This window comes from Pectobacterium sp. HCp5_1 (genome assembly GCF_032905925.1).
Taxonomy (GTDB): Bacteria; Pseudomonadota; Gammaproteobacteria; order Enterobacterales; family Enterobacteriaceae; genus Pectobacterium; species Pectobacterium brasiliense_A.
Genome location: NZ_JAUMIO010000006.1, coordinates 174,571 through 193,829 on the forward strand (window position 1 = coordinate 174,571; position 19,259 = coordinate 193,829).

Below are 19,259 nucleotides of genomic sequence, written 5' to 3' on the forward strand. Positions count from 1 at the left end.
ATTCGCCGTCTGCGGTTTCAAACGCAGAACGGCGATTTTATGACGTAAGTGAGGAGAAAACATGGGCCATCCCCCGTCGTTAACCGTTTGGCGATATCTGGTATCGCGCGATGCGCTTCTGACCATCATCATACCGGTCGTTATGTATAACATCGCATTTTTACAATGGGGGGCTGGCGTCGCGCTGTTAATAACCGCGATCTATTCCGGTGTACTGCAACTCATCAGCCGTTGGCAAGGTTATCTGCCAATCATTGCTCTCATTCTGGTATCGGGGCTTAGCCACTACCTTTATCTGGAAGGCGTCATCTTGTTTGATATCCATCAAGAGAGCGTCTTTTTGTCGGTCAGCGGCGCAATTTCAACCGTGATTATTTTTACCATTTACAGCATCAAGGGGCGTCCGGTCATACAAACATTGGCGGAACAAGCCACGCCAGCGCTTAAGACACTCCCCGTTTATGGCACACCGCAGTACGTCCGCGTCTGGAACGAGGTATCACTGGTCTGGATTCTGGTTTACCTGGTGAAAGCCATCATTATCTACCTCCTTTCCCGTCAGCCTGGTTTGCCGATGGATACGCTTGTCCTCATCAGCGGATGGCCTCTTACGCTACTGCTGGTGATCTTCAGTTTCCGATGGCCAAAGTATCGCTGGTCGTCACTTGCACACGATAACGCTGCCTGATCAGCGCTGCAGGTAGTGCATAACATCATGAATGCTAAATATAGGGAATATTATGAACCCGTTAGAAAACAAGCTGATTGTACTGAATCGTCATCCTGATGGCCCCGCACAGTTAGAGGATTTCAGGCTCGAAGAACGCCATATCAATGCACTACAGCCCGGCGAATATCTGGTTGAAAACAAATGGCTATCCATTGACCTTTATACACGCCCACGGCTTAACAAGAACACAGCCTATGTGAGCCCAATCAAACAGGGAGAAGTGATTCAAGGTGAAACGGTAGGCTACGTCGTGGCAACGAAGAACCCACACTTTAAGGTTGGAGATTGCGTGTTCACGTTTTCAGGCTGGCAGAAATACTATGTCGGCACGCCTCAGGATTTTATTACGCATCGCCTGCCGCCAACGGCTCTGTCACCCTCTATTTTTCTCGGCGCGGTAGGCACACCGGGACGTTCCGCTTATTTTGGCATGAACAAAATTGCCAAACCCAAAGCGGGAGAGACGCTGGTGGTATCCGCCGCATCAGGGGGCGTTGGTTCCGTCGTCGGTCAGTTAGGTAAACAGGCTGGATGCCGGGTTGTCGGTCTGGCTGGAAGCGAAGAGAAATGTCGCTATGTCATTGAGACATTAGGCTTTGATGCCTGTGTTAACTATAAAGAAGATGACTTAAATCACGCCTTGCGGGCTGCCTGCCCTGACGGAATTGATATCTATTTTGAAAACGTTGGCGGCAGGGTTTCACTTTTTGTGGCCAAACTGCTTAACGAAGGCGCAAGAGTCCCCGTCTGTGGCAGTGCGGCACAATACAATCAAGATCCTGACGTTGACGCATCCAGCACGGTAGCATTTTTTTCTTCTCTGCCCGATGCCCCGCTAAGCCGCTTTTTTCTTGTGACGGAATGGTTCAAAGACTATGCGGAAGCAAATATCTGGCTATTGGATGCCGTGGAGAAAGGGCAGTTAAAATATCGAGAGAACATTATTGAGGGAATAGAGAATGCGCCTCAAGCCTTTATCGACTTATTAGACAGCAAACACTTTGGCAAGCAGCTGGTGCGCCTGTAAGGCACTGAGACAGTAAATTAAAGACAAAAAAATAGACGTCTATTGACGTCTATTTTTTATGTTGGTACCGAGGACGGGACTTGAACCCGTAAGCCCAATCGGGCACTACCACCTCAAGGTAGCGTGTCTACCAATTCCACCACCACGGCATCACAATTACTGCTTTAAAACGCTTACTTCGGAATGTCACTCGCCGGCGTTGAAGGCGCAGCAGGCGTTGTCGTCTGCTCGGCTTTTTCTGGCTGGCTTAGGTTATCCCATGCACCGCCTCTTTTCTGCAGCGAACTTAAGTTGCCCAGAATGAGACTGATAATGAAGAACAGGGTCGCCAGTATCGCCGTCATGCGGGTCATGAAATTACCAGAGCCGCTCGAACCGAACAAAGTGGCAGAAGCACCTGCTCCGAACGACGCTCCCATATCAGCACCTTTACCCTGCTGCAGCATGATCAAGGCAACCAGCCCGATCGATACTAACAGGAAAATCACTAATAGAGCTTCGTACATAGTCGTACCCGTTAACCGTTTTCCCCATGATTCATGGAGATGCTATATTCTGGCGGTAAACCGCGTGTCATTCCGCGAAGCAGGATGTAGAACATCCCTTATCAAGCGGGTCTGAATACTAACCAAAGGATGTAGCGTACGCAAGGGTAATTTAGTCACCACAGGTTGATTGCAGAAAAAAACAGCGGCTTTCGACGCAAGATACCTATCGAAAGCCTTATCTCCCTGATTGGCGAATCAAAAACGCCCTCAACCAGCGGCTTTTACCGCATCGGCAATACGGTTCGCCAACGCGATTACCGTCTCTTCGTGTTCACCCTCAACCATAACGCGAATGAGTGGCTCAGTACCGGATTTACGCAGCAATACCCGCCCGCGTCCGGCCAATTCTTTTTCCACATCCTGCGTAATCTGCTGCACGTTTTTGTCTTCCAGCGGATCGTGTTCCCCTGTAAACCGCACATTGACCAGAATCTGTGGAAACAGCTTCATACCGCTGCATAAATCATGCAGGCTCATATGGTTTTTCACTATCGCGGTAAGAACTTGCAAACCGGCAATCACACCGTCGCCCGTCGTGGTTTTATCCAGCAGGATCACATGGCCGGAGTTTTCTGCCCCGATGCGCCACCCTTTTGCCTGCATCATTTCTAATACATAGCGGTCGCCCACTTTGGCACGAGCAAACGGGATACCCAGCTGCTTTAACGCTACCTCAAGCCCCATGTTACTCATCAGCGTGCCCACCGCGCCACCGCGCAGTTGCCCCTGACGTAGACCTTCGCGGGCGATGATATACAGGATCTGATCGCCATCAACCTTGTTACCTAAATGGTCGACCATGATGAGCCGATCGCCATCGCCGTCAAACGCCAGCCCAACGTCCGCTTTCTCAGCCAGTACGCGCGCCTGTAGCTGTCTGACGTCCGTCGCCCCGCATTCTTCATTGATGTTCATCCCATCAGGCTCACAGCCAATGGCGATGACTTTAGCGCCAAGCTCGCGCAATACGCTAGGGGCGATGTGATAGGTAGCGCCATTGGCACAATCGACGACGATCTTTAAACCGTTAAGGCTCAGTTCGCTCGGGAACGTTCCCTTACAAAATTCGATGTAGCGTCCAGCAGCGTCAACAATGCGGCTAGCTTTGCCTAATTCAGCCGACTCAACACACGTCAGCGGTTTTTCCAGTTCAGCCTCGATCGCTTCTTCTACGTCATCCGGCAGCTTGGTGCCGTCAATGGAGAAGAATTTAATACCGTTGTCGTAATACGGGTTGTGAGAAGCAGAAATCACGATACCCGCTTCAGCACGGAACGTACGGGTCAGATAAGCAACCGCAGGCGTCGGCATCGGGCCGGTAAAAGAGGCCGACAAACCCGCAGCTGCCAGCCCGGCTTCCAGCGCAGACTCCAGCATATAGCCAGAAATACGGGTATCTTTGCCGATGATAATCTTACGAGAACCATGCCGCGCGAGAACTTTCCCAGCGGCCCAACCCAGTTTAAGCACAAAATCAGGGGTAATCGGCGTATCGCCAACCTTGCCACGTACGCCATCGGTACCAAAATATTTGCGGTTACTCATCTCGTTTTTATTCCTTCGCAGAAAGGGTGGCCTCAACAATGCGCATGGCATCAGCCGTTTCTTTAACATCGTGCACGCGAATAATCTGTGCTCCCTGCATCGCCGCAATCACTGCGCAGGCGATGCTGCCGTGAACCCGCTGCGCAGGCGGCACATTGAGGATCTGTCCAATCATGGATTTCCTCGACATGCCAACCAGAAGAGGCAGTTCAAAACGATGTAATTCGCTCAGACGAGCCAGAAGCGCATAGTTATGGGCAAGATTCTTACCGAATCCGAACCCAGGATCCAGCAATAGCTTACTTTTCGGAATATTGGCGCTCACACAGCGATCAATCTGCTGCTGCAAGAAATCGCCAATGTCCTGCATCAGGTCATCATAATGCGGTTTGTGCTGCATAGTTCTCGGCATACCCTGCATATGCATCAGGCATACTGGCAAACCTGTTGCCGCCGCCGCCTCCAGAGCTCCGGGCTCTTGCAAAGCGCGGATATCATTAATCAGATGTGCTCCCGCCTGCGCCGATGCTGTCATCACTTCTGGCTTTGAGGTATCGACCGAGATCCATACGTCAAAGCGTTTAGCAATGGCTTCAACCACGGGTACCACACGGTTCAGCTCTTCTTCCGTGCTCACCTCAGCCGCTCCGGGACGCGTCGATTCACCGCCAATATCAATCAGGGTCGCACCAGCGTTAACCATCTCCTGAACGTGCAGTAATGCCGCATCGAGCTTGTTGTGTTTACCACCATCGGAAAAAGAGTCCGGCGTGACGTTAAGAATGCCCATGATGTGTGGGCAGGAAAGATCCAGCGTTGAGTCTCTGGCGACCAGTTGCATGATTTACCTCCGCAGTCTGGTGTAGTTAGCATGAAATGTGGTTCGAAGAACACTCCCAGTAAAAAACCCCAGCCTGAGCTGGGGTTTCGTAAGTTACAGATGTGAATCGCAGGCGGATTATTTGTCGTCCACTTGCTCAGACATCGTATTACCAGGATTAGGCGTCTGCGGCTCATCTACTGGCGTAGGGGCTTTAGGTGTACCGCCACCGTTACCAGAATCGTTGTCAGAACGAGACTCTTCCCAACCTGCTGGCGGACGTACTTCTTTTTTACGTCCCATCAGGTCATCGATCTGCGGCGCATCAATGGTTTCATACTTCATCAACGCATCTTTCATTGAGTGAAGAATGTCCATGTTTGCCATCAACAGTTCACGAGCACGCACATAGTTACGTTCAATCAGCGATTTTACTTCCTGATCGATAATACGCGCGGTTTCATCTGACATATGCTTGGCTTTTGCCACGGAACGACCGAGGAATACCTCACCCTCTTCTTCCGCATAGAGCAATGGACCAAGTTTTTCAGAGAAGCCCCACTGCGTCACCATGTTGCGAGCAATCGAGGTTGCCACTTTGATGTCGTTGGACGCGCCCGTAGAAACATGTTCCACGCCATAAATAATTTCTTCGGCCAGTCGACCACCGTACAGCGTAGAGATCTGGCTTTCCAGTTTCTGACGGCTGGCGCTGATCGCATCGCCTTCAGGCAGGAAGAATGTCACACCCAGCGCACGACCACGCGGAATGATCGTCACTTTATGAACTGGATCGTGTTCTGGCACCAGACGACCAATGATGGCGTGCCCCGCTTCATGATACGCCGTCGATTCTTTCTGCTTCTCAGTCATTACCATGGAACGGCGCTCTGCACCCATCATGATTTTGTCTTTCGCTTTCTCGAACTCGACCATCGAAACAACGCGTTTGTTGCCACGAGCGGAGAACAATGCGGCTTCGTTAACCAGGTTAGCCAAATCCGCACCAGAGAAGCCTGGTGTACCACGTGCAATCACTGACGCATCGATATCTGGAGACAGCGGTACGCGACGCATGTGAACTTTCAGAATCTGCTCACGACCGCGAACATCTGGCAGGCCAACCACAACCTGACGGTCAAAACGACCTGGACGCAGCAACGCTGGGTCAAGAACATCAGGGCGGTTAGTTGCCGCGATGACAATAATGCCCTCGTTGCCTTCAAAGCCGTCCATCTCAACCAGCATTTGGTTCAGCGTTTGTTCACGTTCATCGTGACCACCGCCCAAACCTGCGCCACGCTGACGGCCAACGGCGTCGATTTCATCGATAAAGATGATACAAGGCGCGGCTTTCTTCGCCTGTTCGAACATGTCACGGACACGAGAAGCACCGACACCGACAAACATTTCAACGAAATCAGAACCGGAAATCGTAAAGAAAGGCACTTTCGCTTCACCGGCAATTGCTTTTGCCAGCAGCGTTTTACCGGTTCCCGGCGGGCCGACCATCAGAATGCCTTTCGGAATTTTACCGCCCAGTTTCTGGAAACGGCTAGGTTCGCGCAGGTACTCGACCAGTTCGCTAACCTCTTCCTTCGCTTCGTCACAACCCGCTACATCAGCAAACGTCGTCTTGATCTGATCTTCAGTCAGCATACGCGCTTTGCTCTTGCCGAAGGACATAGCGCCTTTACCGCCGCCGCCTTGCATTTGACGCATGAAGAAGATCCAGACGCCAATCAGTAACAGCATCGGGAACCAAGAAATAAAGATAGAAGCCAGCAAGCTCGGTTCTTCCGGCGGCTCACCAACGACTTTCACGTTCTTCGTTAGCAGGTTATCCAGTAGCTTGGGGTCATTGACAGGAATGTAAGTCGTGTATCTGTTGCTGTCTTTTTTGATAACACTGATCTCACGCCCGTTAATACGTGCTTCACGGACCTGATCCTGATTCACTTCAGTCAAGAAGGTTGAATAATCCACCCTACGGCCATTCGACTCGCTGGGCCCAAAGCTCTGGAAAACAGACATCAGCACCACTGCGATGACTAACCAGAGAATTAGGTTTTTCGCCATGTCACTCAAGGGATTAACCTCATATTACAACTGTGTTAAAAAACAGCGTTAGGGTACTACAGTTTCCGCCCTGTCGCTACAATATACACTTCACGAGACCGGGCACGTGAGGCGTCTGGTTTACGAATTTTCACTTTCGTAAACAGGGAGCGAATTTCCCGCAGGTATTCATCAAAGCCTTCTCCCTGAAACACTTTCACCAGGAAACTTCCGCCTGGCGCTAATACATCCCGACACATACCAAGTGCTAATTCAACCAGATACATCGACTTCGGAATATCAACGGCTGGTGTACCACTCATGTTAGGGGCCATGTCAGACATCACCACCTGAACTTTGCTATCGCCAACCCTTTCGAGCAAGGCTTTGAGGACCAGTTCATCACGAAAGTCCCCTTGCAGGAAATCGACGCCAACAATCGGATCCATCGGCAAAATATCACACGCGATAATTCGACCATTTCCACCAATTTGCGTGACCACATACTGTGACCAGCCGCCCGGCGCAGCGCCTAAATCCACAACTGTCATACCGGGTTTAAACAGTTTGTCGCTCTGCTGTATTTCGTCAAGTTTAAACCAAGCACGCGAGCGCAGCCCTTTTTTCTGGGCCTGCTGCACATATTTATCGCTAAAGTGTTCCTGCAACCAGCGACTGGAACTTGCAGAACGCTTTTTATTCGCCATCGATTTTCCAACTATTCTCAGTAACACGCTCGTGGTGGGGAGAAACTTCTCACATATTACCAATCAGAACAGTCAAATTGGTTATAATCATGAGATGGCGGTAGAATGACCCGTTTTCAATCCCAACCTAAGTAAAAAAGACAATGAACCTAAGTAATAAACAAAAACAACACCTGAAAGGCTTGGCACATCCGCTAAAACCGGTTGTCATGCTGGGCAATAACGGTCTCACCGAAGGTGTTTTGGCTGAGATCGAACAAGCATTGGCGCATCACGAGCTGATCAAGATAAAAGTAGCGACAGAAGACCGCGAAACCAAAGCCTTGATTGTTGAAGCGATTGTTCGTGAAACGGGTGCTGCTAACGTTCAGGTTATCGGCCATACGTTGGTGCTCTACCGTCCTGCGAAAGAACGTAAAATTGTGTTACCACGATAACACTTTTTATTTCTGGATACTCGGTTTTAACGGAAAGGTGCCATGCCTCTCGGTTAGAGAAAAGGCCGCAAGCGGCCTTTTTCTTTTCTTTACAATTTTTGCTGTTTTAATCAACAATACGGCAAAATTTACAGATATTCGACCTTCAGGATCTCATATTCCACGTCGCCGCCCGGCGTACGGATAACCACAACGTCATCTTGCTCTTTGCCGATCAGACCACGCGCGATGGGCGAATTTACCGAGATCAGATTCTGTTTAAAATCTGCTTCGTCATCACCAACAATCCGATAAGTTTGCTCTTCATCGTTATCCAGATTCATCACCGTCACGGTGGAACCAAAAATAACACGCCCGTTCGCAGTCATCTTCGTAACATCGATAACCTGTGCGTTAGATAATTTAGCTTCAATGTCTTGAATACGTCCTTCACAGAAGCCCTGCTGCTCGCGTGCGGCATGATATTCTGCATTCTCTTTCAGATCGCCGTGCTCACGCGCTTCGGCAATCGCCGCAATAATTTCAGGTCGACGCACAGATTTCAGGTGGTCAAGCTCTTCGCGCAATTTTTCAGCACCACGCAACGTCATCGGAAATTGTTTCATATTGTCTATACCTCTAAAAAAGTCCGTAAGACTCAAATAATCGTCATCCTGACGCGCTAAAAATCAAAGGCGACGGAGTCTCTGCAACGTGCCAGTCCTCACTGGACATAAAACAAAAGCAACCAGCCCCGGAACAAAATTTCCAGGCTAGCAGCGGTTTTGCATTTTGATACGTATTTTACCCCAGAGTTCAATGAGGGTCATCGTTTACTTTAGACCTTGTTGCGCCGTAGTATGACCACACGTTACCCCGTTATTAGCTGAGATTATGCGTTTTTCATCGATTGTTACCGGACTTGCCTGCGCTTTTGTTCTGCATGCCAATGCAGCTTCTGTTGAGGATCATCGCCAATATTTACCAGACGGTGCCAATTTGGCGCTATTGGTACAAAAAGTTGGCGCAACAACACCCAGTATGGCCTTCAATAGCCAGCAAATGGCGCTTCCAGCCAGTACGCAAAAGGTGATAACCGCATTAGCTGCATTACTGCAATTAGGTCCAGATTATCGGTTCATCACCACGATGGAAAGCCACGGACCTGTTACCAGCGGTATTCTGAACGGTAATCTCATCGTACGATTCAGCGGCGATCCTACGCTTAAGCGCCAGCAAATACGGAATATGGTGCAGGAATTAAGAAAGCGCGGGATACAGGAAATCGCGGGGGACGTGCTGATCGACACCTCAGTGTTCGCCAGTCACGATAAAGCGCCGGGCTGGCCCTGGAACGATATGACACAGTGCTTCAGCGCCCCGCCGGGTGCCGCGATTGTCGATCGCAACTGCTTCTCCGTCTCACTCTACAGTGCGCCTAAAGCGGGTGATAATGCGTTTATCCGCGTTGCATCCTATTATCCGGTGCAAATGTTCAGCGAAGTCCGCACGCTAGCTAAAGGTTCAGCCGATGCCCAATACTGCGAATTGGATGTAGTCCCCGGGGAATTAAATCGCTTTACGCTTACCGGCTGTCTGGTTCAGCGCACAGAACCGCTTCCGCTGGCATTCGCGATTCAGGACGGGGCCAGCTATGCCGGCGCTATCGTTAAAGATGAGCTACAGCAGGCTGATATCCGTATTAAAGGCAGCCTTCGTCGCCAGACGCAGCCTGGTCCGGCAGGAAGCGTACTGGCTCAGACACAGTCAGCACCACTGCACGACCTGCTCACTATCATGTTGAAAAAATCAGACAATATGATTGCCGATACGGTCTTTCGTACTATTGGCCATGAGCGTTTTAGCGTGCCGGGTACGTGGCGCGCGGGTGCAGATGCCGTGCGACAAATTCTGCGTCAGAAGGCGGGTGTAGATTTAGGAAACAGCATTGTTGTCGATGGTTCAGGCCTGTCGCGCCATAACCTGATTTCACCGGAAACGATGATGCAGGTCTTGCAGTACATCGCACAGCACGATAATGAACTGAATTACATCACGATGCTTCCGCTTTCCGGCTATGACGGCACGCTGCGTTATCGTGGCGGCCTGCATGAAGCTGGCGTGGATGGCAAGGTTTCGGCTAAAACCGGGGCATTGCAGGGCGTATACAATCTGGCAGGCTTCATTACTACCGCGAGCGGCCAACGTATGGCATTCGTCCAGTTCCTGTCTGGCTATGCCGTACCGCCAGAAGACCAGCGCGCACGTCGCGTCCCTCTGGTGAGATTTGAAAGCCGTCTCTATAAAGATATTTATCAGAGCAATTAAAAGAACAACGCGGGCTTACCCTGATGGGATAAGCCCGCGTATGTAAGACCTGACTAACAGAAGAACGCATTACTTTTGATAGATGATCTCAACACCTTCATCATCTTCATCGTCCCAGTCATCATCCCACTCTTCTTCGGCTTCTTTTTCTATTTCAGCCAGCTGTTCGCGGTGATAATCATCCCACATGAACTCAACTTTTTCCGGTGCGCTTTCGGCAATTGCCGTTACTTTCGGATTGGCTTTCAGGAAATTCATCACATCCCAGCAAAGTGGGTTGACGCCTTCACGGTTCGCTGCAGAAATCAGATAGTATTTATCATCCCAGCCAAGCGCAGCCGCAATCTCTTTGGCACGTTTTTCCGCTTCAGCCTTGTCGATCAAATCAACCTTGTTGAAAACCAGCCAACGTGGTTTTTCTGCCAAACCCGCGCCATACTGCTCTAACTCGTTGATAATGATTTTGGCATTTTCAATTGGGTCTGACTCATCAATCGGTGCTAAATCAACCAGATGCAACAGTACACGGCAGCGTTCAAGGTGTTTCAGGAAGCGAATCCCTAACCCAGCCCCTTCAGATGCGCCTTCAATCAAACCAGGGATATCCGCCACAACAAAGCTCTGCTCGCTATCCATACGGACAACGCCAAGGCTTGGTACCAGAGTGGTAAACGGATAATCAGCCACTTTCGGCTTCGCCGCTGATACTGCGCGGATAAAGGTCGATTTACCTGCGTTAGGCAGGCCAAGCATACCCACGTCAGCCAGCAACAATAGTTCCAGCGTCAGCTCACGCTCTTCGCCTTTCGTGCCGCTGGTCTTCTGACGAGGGGCACGGTTGACGGACGATTTAAAACGCGTGTTACCTAAACCATGCCAGCCGCCTTTCGCCACCATCAGGCTCTGCTGATGGCGGGTCATATCGCCCAGCACTTCGCCGGTTCCCTGATCCAGAACACGGGTACCAACAGGGACTTTAATCGTAATATCTTTGCCGCGTTTGCCCGTACAGTCACGACTTTGCCCGTTTTGTCCACGCTCAGCGCGGAAGGATTTTTCAAAACGATAGTCGATCAGCGTGTTCAGGTTTTCGTCTGCCAGCAGATAAACGTCACCGCCATCGCCGCCGTCACCACCGTCCGGACCGCCGTTGGGAATATATTTTTCACGGCGAAAGCTGACACAACCGTTACCGCCATCGCCTGCCACAACGAGAATTGTGGCTTCATCTACAAACTTCATTGATTCTCTCCGCAAAAAACCAATAGAGAATATCTACGTGTTTTAGGCTTGTTATTGGTTCTTCTTGGCGTAACTTTTTGATTTTACGGCATGTAGCGTATTTCTACTCACCATTAAAAAACTGACGCACCAGAACGCATTCCAGCAAAGGAGCGGATTGTACCTGCCTGCTCCAATAATTTCATCTGTATTAAAAATAAACAACACATGCAGAATGTCAAAAGGCGGCCGTGACCGCTGCAATACGCTTTCTTTTAGGCTACTTCTGCACCATCAATGGCGGAACGGGTTCTTTCTTGCCGGGTAAGAGGCGATGCCCGATAGCGGAAAACATAGCGCCCGCAACAACGACAAAAGCGCCCACATAGCCGACCCAATTCAGTACTGGCGCAGCAAAGAAAGTCGGCCATCCTAATGCCAATAGATCGGAAAACAGCAGCGTAAACAACGGCGTCAACGTAATGACCGCACTAACCTGTGATGCCTGCCAGCGAGCCATTGCCTCCGCCAGCGCACCATAGCCAATCAACGTATTCGCACCACAAAAGAGCAGGCAAATAAGCTGCCAGTTACTCAGTTGAAAAATAACCTCAAGCTTGGCAAAAGGCGTGATAAAGACGACGCACAGCACATATAACAGAAACAGAATCTGCTGCGATGTCAGGCGTCGCAATAGGACTTTCTGCGCTACGCCATAGGATACCCATACTGCCGAGGCACAAACACCCAGCAACACGCCCAGCGTGTAGTCAGTCAGTCGGGTAAAAATCTCAATCAAGCTGGTATTAAAAAACAGGATCAGACCGCAAATCAGCATGATCGCGCCAATGACCTGCGTGCCGCGCATCTTTTCCTTTAGGATAAGTACGCTGGCGAACATCATGCCTACAGGGGAAAGTTGCCCGATAACCTGAGACGCTGTCGGGCTCAGATATTGCAGAGACGAGCTAAAGAAAACAAAGTTACCCAGCAGTCCAGCCGTCGCAATCAGTAGCAGAACCCACCAACGCCGATGCCGGAAAACCCGCATTGGCGGCAACGTCTTACGGGATGACAGAATAATGCCGAGTCCAATCGACGCGATAAAAAAGCGATACCAAACAATCGTATAAGGTTCCATCACTACCAGAACCTGTTTCATGGCTATCGGTAACGCCCCCCAGCAAACTGCCGTAGTCAGCGCCAGACACAGACCGATACCCGTCTGTTGTTTAGTATTCATACTTATCCAGATGATTTACTCAGAATCAGAATGTAAAAAGCCCCGCAAAGAATTGCGGGGCTTAAATCCGTAAGACCTAACGCGAAAAATTATTCAGCAACGATGCTGATAAATTTACGGTTTTTCGGGCCTTTAACTTCAAACTGAACTTTACCATCAGTCAAAGCAAACAGAGTATGATCTTTCCCGCAGCCAACGTTAGTTCCTGCGTGGAATTTAGTACCACGTTGACGAACGATGATGTTGCCAGCCAGAACACTTTCGCCGCCAAAACGTTTTACGCCAAGACGTTGTGCGTTAGAGTCACGACCGTTACGGGTTGAACCGCCAGCTTTCTTGTGTGCCATTTAATCCGCTCTCCTAATCTTAAGCGCTGATGCCGGTAATTTTCACGTCAGTGAACCACTGACGGTGGCCTGCTTGCTTACGGTAGTGTTTACGGCGACGGAACTTAACGATCTTCACCTTTTCGCCACGACCATGAGCAACAACTTCAGCTTTGATTTTACCGCCATCGACGAAAGGAACGCCGATTTTGATTTCTTCACCGTTGGCAACCATCAGAACTTGGTCAAACTCAACGGCTTCACCAGTTGCGATGTCCAGCTTTTCCAAGCGAACGGTTTGACCTTCGCTTACTCGGTGTTGTTTACCACCACTTTGGAAAACTGCGTACATATAAAACTCCGCTTTCCGCGCACCCGTTAATAGGTTTCAGAGCGCGCTATAAATATTCATAATAGGGCGCGAATTCTACGCAAAAATACTGAGGATGACAAGTGCATAATCAACGGATGTGAAGAAAAAGAATACAACGTATCAACTGCCGTTTATCTATCTCATTTTTCAAGTACAATCGGCGCAATAAGTTCCGTCTTGCCGATATGCAACAGCAATCTTACGGCAGTGTTGAAGACATACGTTGGCACAAACCATGAATCTAGAACAAATTACAGCATTGACTGCACAGGATATGGCGGCTGTTAATAACGTCATTCTTGAACAGCTGAATTCCGACGTCGTTTTGATAAACCAGCTTGGACATTACATCATCAGCGGTGGTGGAAAACGTATACGCCCGATGATTGCTGTACTTGCAGCCAGAGCCCTCGACTATAACGGTGATAAGCATGTCACTGTCGCCGCACTGATCGAATTTATCCACACCGCAACGCTGCTACATGATGATGTGGTAGACGAGTCCGACATGCGCCGGGGTAAAGCGACAGCAAATGCCGCCTTTGGCAACGCAGCAAGCGTGTTGGTTGGGGATTTCATCTATACGCGCGCCTTCCAGATGATGACCAGCCTCGAATCATTACGTGTGCTGGCGCTGATGTCAGAAGCGGTGAACGTGATTGCTGAAGGCGAAGTCTTGCAGCTAATGAACTGTAACGACCCGGATATCACTGAAGAAAGCTATATGCGCGTCATTTACAGTAAAACGGCGCGTTTATTTGAAGCCGCCGCGCAATCTTCATCCATCCTTGCTGGTGCGACGCCAGAGCAAGAAAAAGCGCTTCAGGACTATGGCCGCTATTTGGGCACCGCATTCCAGTTAATTGACGATCTGCTAGATTACAGCGCAGACGGCAAAACGCTGGGTAAAAACACGGGCGATGACCTCAATGAAGGCAAGCCAACGCTGCCGTTACTGCATGCGATGCGTCATGGAAATGCAGAACAGAGTTCGCTGATTCGCAAGGCCATTGAAGAAGGAAACGGGCGTCATTTGCTGGAACCGGTTCTTTCCGCCATGCAGCAATGCGGTTCACTTGATTATACGCGGCAGCGTGCCGAAGAAGAGGCAGATAAGGCAATTAGCGCACTACAGCAACTGCCGGAAACACCATACCGTATGGCGCTCGAGGGCCTTGCCCATTTAGCCGTACAGCGCGATTTCTAACGTGGTGTAAGGTTCTTATCTGATAAGATCGTTAATTCATAAGTAGCGCTGTCTTGCAGCGCTACTCGTTCGCCAGACTTAGGCAGTCTGGTCGATTGTGACATCATCCAGCCGAGACAGCATCGCTATTGTCCCTTCACGCAAGATGAAATTAATCAGCCGGGTTCGTTCATCAACGGAAAGTTGATGGAAAATATGCACCCACGATGACAGCAGGGTCGGCTCATTATCGATACGATAATATTCGGTTGGCGGATTCTCTTTTACCAGTAGAGAGTTCCTGACCTCATTCGGCAAACTGCGAATAGAATATTCGACACCGCGCCCTTGAACCCCTTTCCGCCTGCGCTTTTCCCAACCGTCGTCTCGCGCCCGCTTGTTCAACCCCTGCGGTGACTTAGGCAATCCACCTACGCCAACCAGCTCACTTGTTGCAAACCATTCTTTGTCCATACTCGTCACTCCCTTGTTTGTTTTGAACAGGCATTACGTCAACTCGCCCAAAAGTTTCCATATAATAGACTATAATTACCTAAACCGCTAACTTTTACGCGTTACCGACACACCTAAGTAATAAAGAAATGATTAAATCCAGCGCGATGCTGAAACATCGCGGCCAGAAGCAATACGGTAAAGCGAAAGAAAATACAGGTCCCTTTTTACCACCAACGTCAGCAATTTAAGAGATTGCTCTCGGTAGCTCTCAGTCAATTTCCATTGATGAGATTGGCTCCTCATCTGATGGCCTAATACCCAACTGACTCAGCGTGGAGGACACTCCGACTCGCAGAATATAAGCGATTAGATCATCTCTTTCTTTTTCAGATAGTTGCTGATAAATCTGCATCCATACGGCCAGTGCCGCAGGCTGTTTCGCCGAGTAGGCGGAAGGCTCGATTTCGAGTAATAGGGATTTCTTTACCGTATCCGGCAAGCTGTGAATTGAGTACTCCACTCCTCTTCCCTGGACGCCTTTACGGCGACGCTTCTCCCATCCATCCTCGCGGGCGCGCTTATTTAATCCTTGTCTTGATTTCGGAAGGCCGCCGACTCCAACCAATTCGCTGGTAGCAAACCACTCTTTTTTCATTGCCTTTCATCCTGATAGTGCCATCCCTAACAAAAACGCGCTTATTTGGAAATTAATTGAGAATTTTAAGGAAAATTAATGCTATATTATTTCCAAATAATAATGTCATGTTAGTTCGGCATATAACTAACATCCGTTATTTATACCACTAATCGACAGTCGTCTTATAGCAAATAAGGGAAGGATTATGATTTTAAGGAAACAAGACTGGCATCCCGCTGATATCATTGCTGCACTGCGCAAGAAAAACACGACGCTGGCGGCGGTATCGCGAGCGGCCGGATTAAGCTCATCGACGTTAGCTAATGCGCTCTCACGCCCTTGGCCCAAGGGGGAATGGCTGATTGCCGATGCGCTGGGTATTCACCCCTCAGAGATTTGGCCAAGCCGGTACTACAATCCAGAAACCAATGAGCTTATCGACAGAAAAAGACTCATCCGTCCCGATTAAAAAAGAAAAGCCGGAGATATCGATCTCCGGCTTTTTATTCAACGCTACGTATTACAAGAATCTCAATGATTAATTCTTGATGAACGTCTCGCCTAGCTCAATATCCTGCTTCAGCGTATCCAGCATGCTGTTAAGCGCATTTTGCTCAAAAGCGCTTAATGTGCCGATGTCTTTACGCTCAGCGACGCCGTCTTTGCCTAACAGAATCGGTTGAGCGAAGAAGCGGGCATATTTGCCATCACTTTCAACGTATGCACATTCCACCACACCGCTTTCGCCTTGCAGCGCGCGAACCAGAGACAGACCAAAACGTGCCGCAGCCTGACCCATCGACAACGTAGCCGATCCGCCACCTGCTTTGGCTTCAACAACCTCGGTGCCCGCATTCTGGATACGCTTGGTCAGATCGGCCACTTCCTGCTCGCTGAAGCTGATACCAGGAACCTGAGACAGCAGAGGCAGGATCGTCACACCAGAGTGTCCGCCGATAACAGGCACATTAATATCCTGCGGCTGTTTGCCTTTCAGCTCAGCAACGAACGTGTTGGAACGGATGATATCCAGCGTGGTGACGCCGAACAGTTTGTTTTTGTCGTATACGCCCGCTTTTTTCAGCACTTCGGCTGCAATGGCAACGGTCGTATTCACCGGGTTGGTGATGATACCGATACAGGCTTTCGGGCAAGTAACCGCAATTTGCTCAACCAGGTTACGCACAATGCCAGCATTGACGTTGAACAGATCGGAACGATCCATACCAGGTTTACGTGCCACACCTGCGGAGATCAGCACGATATCTGCACCAACAAGCGCTGGTTTAGCATCTTCACCGCTATAGCCTTTGATCTTCACTGCTGTAGGAATGTGGCTCAGATCGACGGCAACACCCGGCGTTACTGGGGCGATATCGTAAAGGGATAGTTCTGAACCTGAAGGAAGCTGGGTTTTGAGGAGGAGTGCGAGTGCCTGACCGATACCACCTGCTGCTCCGAGAACTGCAACTTTCATCCTAAACTCCTTATTATCATAAAATAAAAAAGTGCCGTGAATTCATTTGGTTATAAACAGAATATAAAAATGGGGATACGAGCAACCTACTTATCTTTCTACAAATGACATGAGAGACAAAAAATACGCTATGTCTCTAATAATAAATCAAAAACAACCATTCGTTTGAAAGGTAAGTAAAGTTAATAAGCTATTGAGCTATAACGCGGTGTTCATTCACGTGCGATTAACCTGTGCGCTACATTACACCGATCGATGGCGTCCAAACAACATCATTCTGATAACATTTGATTTACTTTTATGTGACGCAGGACGCATTTTTCGGACTACCCGAGAGTCGATTTTTTTTGAAAACAGCGACTAACGCATATCTGATGAAAGGGACTGGAATTATACGCGACTTAATTGCATAAAAATTCACACAACTGCATAATAGGAAGATTAACCATAACAATTAATCCGGTGCAGAATGCGAAATTCGACAAAACAAGAAGACCTCGTTAAAGCGTTCAAAGCGCTGTTAAAGGAAGAGAAGTTCAGTTCTCAAAGTGAAATTGTTCAGGCATTGCAAGACGAAGGATTTGAAAATATCAATCAATCCAAAGTGTCACGCATGCTAACGAAATTTGGTGCCGTACGCACGCGCAATGCCAAAATGGAGATGGTGTATTGTCTCCCTGCTGAACTTGGCGTTCCGACGACGTCCAGCCCGCTGAAGAATCTTGTGCTGGACGTAGATTACAATGATGCCGTTGTCGTGATCCATACCAGCCCTGGAGCCGCGCAGCTCATTGCTCGCCTGCTGGACTCACTTGGGAAGTCAGAAGGTATTCTCGGCACCATCGCAGGGGATGACACCATCTTCACCACCCCAGCAAGAGGCTTCAGCGTCAAACAGCTTTACGAAGCTATTCTGGTGCTATTCGAACAAGAGCTGTAACCCGCTCGTCCGCTATCGCTTTTTGTCATTCGTTCTTTGCTACGTATTTTTTACTACGTTTTCTTCGCTACGTGTAGACCCGCTACACGTAGCGACTATTGCGCTTAAGGCCTCACACCGCAGGCAGTTCAGCCAATGGCCAACGTGGCCGAACGGATACGCCCAGCGTCTGGCTCGCACCATGAACCAGACGTACACTGCCCGCATAAGCAATCATTGCCCCGTTATCTGTGCAGAATTCGGGGCGTGCATAAAACACTTCACCACCGCGTTTCGCCATCACTTCACCTAAGCGCTGGCGCAGCGTCCGGTTTGCACTCACGCCCCCCGCCATGACTAGTCGTTTAAAGCCCGTCTCATCCAGCGCGCGACGACATTTTATCGCCAGCGTATCTACAACGGCATCTTCAAAGGCACGTGCAATATCGGCACGCGTTTGATCGTCATCGCCGTTGCTACGAATCGTATTAGCCGCAAACGTTTTTAGCCCAGAGAAGCTGAAATCCAGCCCCGGCCGATCGGTCATCGGGCGCGGAAACGTGAAGCGTTGGGAATCCCCAGCCTGCGCCATTTTCGATAGCATTGGACCACCGGGATAATCTAATCCCAGCAATTTCGCCGTTTTATCAAACGCCTCACCCGCCGCGTCATCAATCGACTCGCCCAGCAGACGATATTCACCAATACCTGTCACGCTGATGAGCTGCGTATGGCCACCAGAAACCAGCAGTGCCACGAAGGGAAACGCTGGCGGGTTATCTTCCAACATCGGTGCCAGCAAATGCCCTTCCATATGATGCACAGGAATCGCCGGCACACCCCAAGCGAATGCCAATGACCTACCAATCGTCGCACCCACCAATAACGCACCGACCAAACCTGGACCAGCGGTGTAAGCCACACCATCGATATCGTCAGCCTGTAGCCCAGCTTCGCGCAGCGCCGCCTGAATTAACGGAACCGTTTTGCGCACGTGATCGCGTGAGGCGAGCTCAGGCACTACGCCGCCGTAATCAGCATGTAATTTGACCTGACTGTATAACTGATTAGCGAGCAAACCGGTCTCTGTGTCATAAATGGCCACGCCGGTTTCATCACAGGATGTTTCGATACCCAATACGCGCATTGCTGTTCCTACTTTGATGACGATACAAGCGCCCGTTGAATGCCGCTTGCTTCAAACTGTGGATAGTCTACCATAAGCGACCTGATTTCTGCTCT

At 49.7% G+C, this 19,259-nt stretch carries 21 protein-coding genes and 1 tRNA gene; 7 read left to right on the forward strand and 15 right to left on the reverse strand.

Translation table 11 applies throughout. The features are described 5' to 3' along the window. Nucleotides 1-61: 61 nt before the first annotated feature. Entirely contained in the window at nucleotides 62-688 is a 627-nt protein-coding gene (locus tag Q3A88_RS07105) for a hypothetical protein (RefSeq protein ID WP_039515149.1), read from the forward strand. Between the two features lie 52 nt (nucleotides 689-740). Then, entirely contained in the window at nucleotides 741-1,757 is a 1,017-nt protein-coding gene (locus Q3A88_RS07110) for an NADP-dependent oxidoreductase (protein ID WP_317177654.1), read from the forward strand. Nucleotides 1,758-1,819: 62 nt separating this feature from the next. Here the strand turns inward: Q3A88_RS07110 and Q3A88_RS07115 are convergent. From Q3A88_RS07115 to rlmE, 6 genes are all read right to left on the reverse strand, one after another. Beyond that, nucleotides 1,820-1,906, reverse strand: a tRNA-Leu gene (locus tag Q3A88_RS07115). 24 nt (nucleotides 1,907-1,930) lie between these two features. Then, nucleotides 1,931-2,263: a preprotein translocase subunit SecG gene (secG, locus tag Q3A88_RS07120; protein ID WP_014914113.1), complete on the reverse strand. Its 333-nt coding sequence runs from the start codon at nucleotides 2,261-2,263 to the stop codon at nucleotides 1,931-1,933. Between the two features lie 249 nt (nucleotides 2,264-2,512). Continuing rightward, complete coding sequence (gene glmM, locus Q3A88_RS07125; RefSeq protein ID WP_010302570.1) at nucleotides 2,513-3,850, reverse strand: phosphoglucosamine mutase; 1,338 nt, start codon at nucleotides 3,848-3,850, stop codon at nucleotides 2,513-2,515. Nucleotides 3,851-3,857: 7 nt separating this feature from the next. Further along, nucleotides 3,858-4,691 carry a dihydropteroate synthase gene (gene folP / locus Q3A88_RS07130; RefSeq protein WP_039282270.1) on the reverse strand — a complete coding sequence of 278 codons (834 nt, stop codon included), beginning with the start codon at nucleotides 4,689-4,691 and terminating at the stop codon, nucleotides 3,858-3,860. Nucleotides 4,692-4,808: 117 nt separating this feature from the next. Beyond that, a complete protein-coding gene (gene ftsH, locus Q3A88_RS07135; protein ID WP_317177655.1) occupies nucleotides 4,809-6,749 on the reverse strand; it encodes an ATP-dependent zinc metalloprotease FtsH in 1,941 nt (646 codons plus the stop codon). Nucleotides 6,750-6,805: 56 nt separating this feature from the next. Continuing rightward, complete coding sequence (rlmE, locus tag Q3A88_RS07140; RefSeq protein WP_012773268.1) at nucleotides 6,806-7,435, reverse strand: 23S rRNA (uridine(2552)-2'-O)-methyltransferase RlmE; 630 nt, start codon at nucleotides 7,433-7,435, stop codon at nucleotides 6,806-6,808. A gap of 143 nt (nucleotides 7,436-7,578) precedes the next feature. Here rlmE and yhbY point away from each other — a divergent pair, with 143 nt between their 5' ends. Further along, nucleotides 7,579-7,872 carry a ribosome assembly RNA-binding protein YhbY gene (yhbY, locus tag Q3A88_RS07145; protein ID WP_010283039.1) on the forward strand — a complete coding sequence of 98 codons (294 nt, stop codon included), beginning with the start codon at nucleotides 7,579-7,581 and terminating at the stop codon, nucleotides 7,870-7,872. Nucleotides 7,873-8,000: 128 nt separating this feature from the next. Here yhbY and greA read toward each other — a convergent pair whose 3' ends face one another. After that, entirely contained in the window at nucleotides 8,001-8,477 is a 477-nt protein-coding gene (gene greA / locus Q3A88_RS07150; RefSeq protein WP_010283037.1) for a transcription elongation factor GreA, read from the reverse strand. Nucleotides 8,478-8,745: 268 nt separating this feature from the next. On the opposite strand from greA, the gene dacB reads away from it, so the two are divergent. Then, nucleotides 8,746-10,179 carry a serine-type D-Ala-D-Ala carboxypeptidase gene (gene dacB / locus Q3A88_RS07155; protein WP_010283036.1) on the forward strand — a complete coding sequence of 478 codons (1,434 nt, stop codon included), beginning with the start codon at nucleotides 8,746-8,748 and terminating at the stop codon, nucleotides 10,177-10,179. A gap of 69 nt (nucleotides 10,180-10,248) precedes the next feature. Here the strand turns inward: dacB and cgtA are convergent, their stop codons facing one another. From cgtA to rplU, 4 genes are all read right to left on the reverse strand, one after another. Then, nucleotides 10,249-11,421 (reverse strand): Obg family GTPase CgtA, encoded by a 1,173-nt coding sequence (gene cgtA / locus Q3A88_RS07160; RefSeq protein ID WP_039282291.1) that lies wholly within the window; start codon nucleotides 11,419-11,421, stop codon nucleotides 10,249-10,251. Nucleotides 11,422-11,680: 259 nt separating this feature from the next. Next, a complete protein-coding gene (locus Q3A88_RS07165; RefSeq protein WP_010283031.1) occupies nucleotides 11,681-12,643 on the reverse strand; it encodes a DMT family transporter in 963 nt (320 codons plus the stop codon). Nucleotides 12,644-12,732: 89 nt separating this feature from the next. After that, on the reverse strand, nucleotides 12,733-12,990 hold the full coding sequence (gene rpmA / locus Q3A88_RS07170; RefSeq protein WP_005971498.1) for a 50S ribosomal protein L27: 258 nt from the start codon (nucleotides 12,988-12,990) through the stop codon (nucleotides 12,733-12,735). A 19-nt stretch (nucleotides 12,991-13,009) separates the two neighbouring features. Further along, nucleotides 13,010-13,321: a 50S ribosomal protein L21 gene (gene rplU, locus Q3A88_RS07175; RefSeq protein ID WP_010283026.1), complete on the reverse strand. Its 312-nt coding sequence runs from the start codon at nucleotides 13,319-13,321 to the stop codon at nucleotides 13,010-13,012. Nucleotides 13,322-13,577: 256 nt separating this feature from the next. Between rplU and ispB the strand changes: the two genes are divergently transcribed. Then, on the forward strand, nucleotides 13,578-14,549 hold the full coding sequence (ispB, locus tag Q3A88_RS07180) for an octaprenyl diphosphate synthase (protein WP_010283025.1): 972 nt from the start codon (nucleotides 13,578-13,580) through the stop codon (nucleotides 14,547-14,549). Between the two features lie 78 nt (nucleotides 14,550-14,627). Here the strand turns inward: ispB and Q3A88_RS07185 are convergent, their stop codons facing one another. Continuing rightward, nucleotides 14,628-15,002, reverse strand: coding sequence for a DNA-binding protein (locus Q3A88_RS07185; RefSeq protein WP_010283015.1), 375 nt, complete (start codon nucleotides 15,000-15,002; stop codon nucleotides 14,628-14,630). A gap of 250 nt (nucleotides 15,003-15,252) precedes the next feature. Next, complete coding sequence (locus Q3A88_RS07190) at nucleotides 15,253-15,639, reverse strand: DNA-binding protein (protein ID WP_205604985.1); 387 nt, start codon at nucleotides 15,637-15,639, stop codon at nucleotides 15,253-15,255. Nucleotides 15,640-15,826: 187 nt separating this feature from the next. On the opposite strand from Q3A88_RS07190, the gene Q3A88_RS07195 reads away from it, so the two are divergent. Beyond that, the gene (locus Q3A88_RS07195) at nucleotides 15,827-16,090 is read left to right on the forward strand and encodes a helix-turn-helix domain-containing protein (protein ID WP_010283012.1); all 264 of its coding nucleotides are present in this window, start codon (nucleotides 15,827-15,829) and stop codon (nucleotides 16,088-16,090) included. 69 nt (nucleotides 16,091-16,159) lie between these two features. On the opposite strand, the gene mdh is transcribed toward Q3A88_RS07195, so the two are convergent. Next, on the reverse strand, nucleotides 16,160-17,098 hold the full coding sequence (gene mdh, locus Q3A88_RS07200; protein ID WP_014914106.1) for a malate dehydrogenase: 939 nt from the start codon (nucleotides 17,096-17,098) through the stop codon (nucleotides 16,160-16,162). 469 nt (nucleotides 17,099-17,567) lie between these two features. Between mdh and argR the strand changes: the two genes are divergently transcribed. After that, on the forward strand, nucleotides 17,568-18,038 hold the full coding sequence (gene argR, locus Q3A88_RS07205; RefSeq protein ID WP_010283010.1) for a transcriptional regulator ArgR: 471 nt from the start codon (nucleotides 17,568-17,570) through the stop codon (nucleotides 18,036-18,038). Nucleotides 18,039-18,150: 112 nt separating this feature from the next. Here argR and tsaD read toward each other — a convergent pair whose 3' ends face one another. Beyond that, entirely contained in the window at nucleotides 18,151-19,164 is a 1,014-nt protein-coding gene (gene tsaD, locus Q3A88_RS07210) for a tRNA (adenosine(37)-N6)-threonylcarbamoyltransferase complex transferase subunit TsaD (RefSeq protein ID WP_039274184.1), read from the reverse strand. Between the last annotated feature and the right edge of the window lie 95 nt (nucleotides 19,165-19,259).

Coding starts and splice junctions, on each gene's coding strand:
- Q3A88_RS07105 (WP_039515149.1), top strand. CDS start 62: ATGGGCCATCCCCCGTCGTTAACCGTTTGGCGATATCTGGTATCGCGC.
- rplU (WP_010283026.1), bottom strand. CDS start 13,321: ATGTACGCAGTTTTCCAAAGTGGTGGTAAACAACACCGAGTAAGCGAA.
- mdh (WP_014914106.1), bottom strand. CDS start 17,098: ATGAAAGTTGCAGTTCTCGGAGCAGCAGGTGGTATCGGTCAGGCACTC.
- Q3A88_RS07190 (WP_205604985.1), bottom strand. CDS start 15,639: ATGAAAAAAGAGTGGTTTGCTACCAGCGAATTGGTTGGAGTCGGCGGC.
- yhbY (WP_010283039.1), top strand. CDS start 7,579: ATGAACCTAAGTAATAAACAAAAACAACACCTGAAAGGCTTGGCACAT.
- Q3A88_RS07195 (WP_010283012.1), top strand. CDS start 15,827: ATGATTTTAAGGAAACAAGACTGGCATCCCGCTGATATCATTGCTGCA.
- tsaD (WP_039274184.1), bottom strand. CDS start 19,164: ATGCGCGTATTGGGTATCGAAACATCCTGTGATGAAACCGGCGTGGCC.
- secG (WP_014914113.1), bottom strand. CDS start 2,263: ATGTACGAAGCTCTATTAGTGATTTTCCTGTTAGTATCGATCGGGCTG.
- rpmA (WP_005971498.1), bottom strand. CDS start 12,990: ATGGCACACAAGAAAGCTGGCGGTTCAACCCGTAACGGTCGTGACTCT.
- Q3A88_RS07185 (WP_010283015.1), bottom strand. CDS start 15,002: ATGGACAAAGAATGGTTTGCAACAAGTGAGCTGGTTGGCGTAGGTGGA.
- ispB (WP_010283025.1), top strand. CDS start 13,578: ATGAATCTAGAACAAATTACAGCATTGACTGCACAGGATATGGCGGCT.
- ftsH (WP_317177655.1), bottom strand. CDS start 6,749: ATGGCGAAAAACCTAATTCTCTGGTTAGTCATCGCAGTGGTGCTGATG.
- dacB (WP_010283036.1), top strand. CDS start 8,746: ATGCGTTTTTCATCGATTGTTACCGGACTTGCCTGCGCTTTTGTTCTG.
- argR (WP_010283010.1), top strand. CDS start 17,568: ATGCGAAATTCGACAAAACAAGAAGACCTCGTTAAAGCGTTCAAAGCG.
- folP (WP_039282270.1), bottom strand. CDS start 4,691: ATGCAACTGGTCGCCAGAGACTCAACGCTGGATCTTTCCTGCCCACAC.
- cgtA (WP_039282291.1), bottom strand. CDS start 11,421: ATGAAGTTTGTAGATGAAGCCACAATTCTCGTTGTGGCAGGCGATGGC.
- glmM (WP_010302570.1), bottom strand. CDS start 3,850: ATGAGTAACCGCAAATATTTTGGTACCGATGGCGTACGTGGCAAGGTT.
- greA (WP_010283037.1), bottom strand. CDS start 8,477: ATGAAACAATTTCCGATGACGTTGCGTGGTGCTGAAAAATTGCGCGAA.
- Q3A88_RS07165 (WP_010283031.1), bottom strand. CDS start 12,643: ATGAATACTAAACAACAGACGGGTATCGGTCTGTGTCTGGCGCTGACT.
- rlmE (WP_012773268.1), bottom strand. CDS start 7,435: ATGGCGAATAAAAAGCGTTCTGCAAGTTCCAGTCGCTGGTTGCAGGAA.
- Q3A88_RS07110 (WP_317177654.1), top strand. CDS start 741: ATGAACCCGTTAGAAAACAAGCTGATTGTACTGAATCGTCATCCTGAT.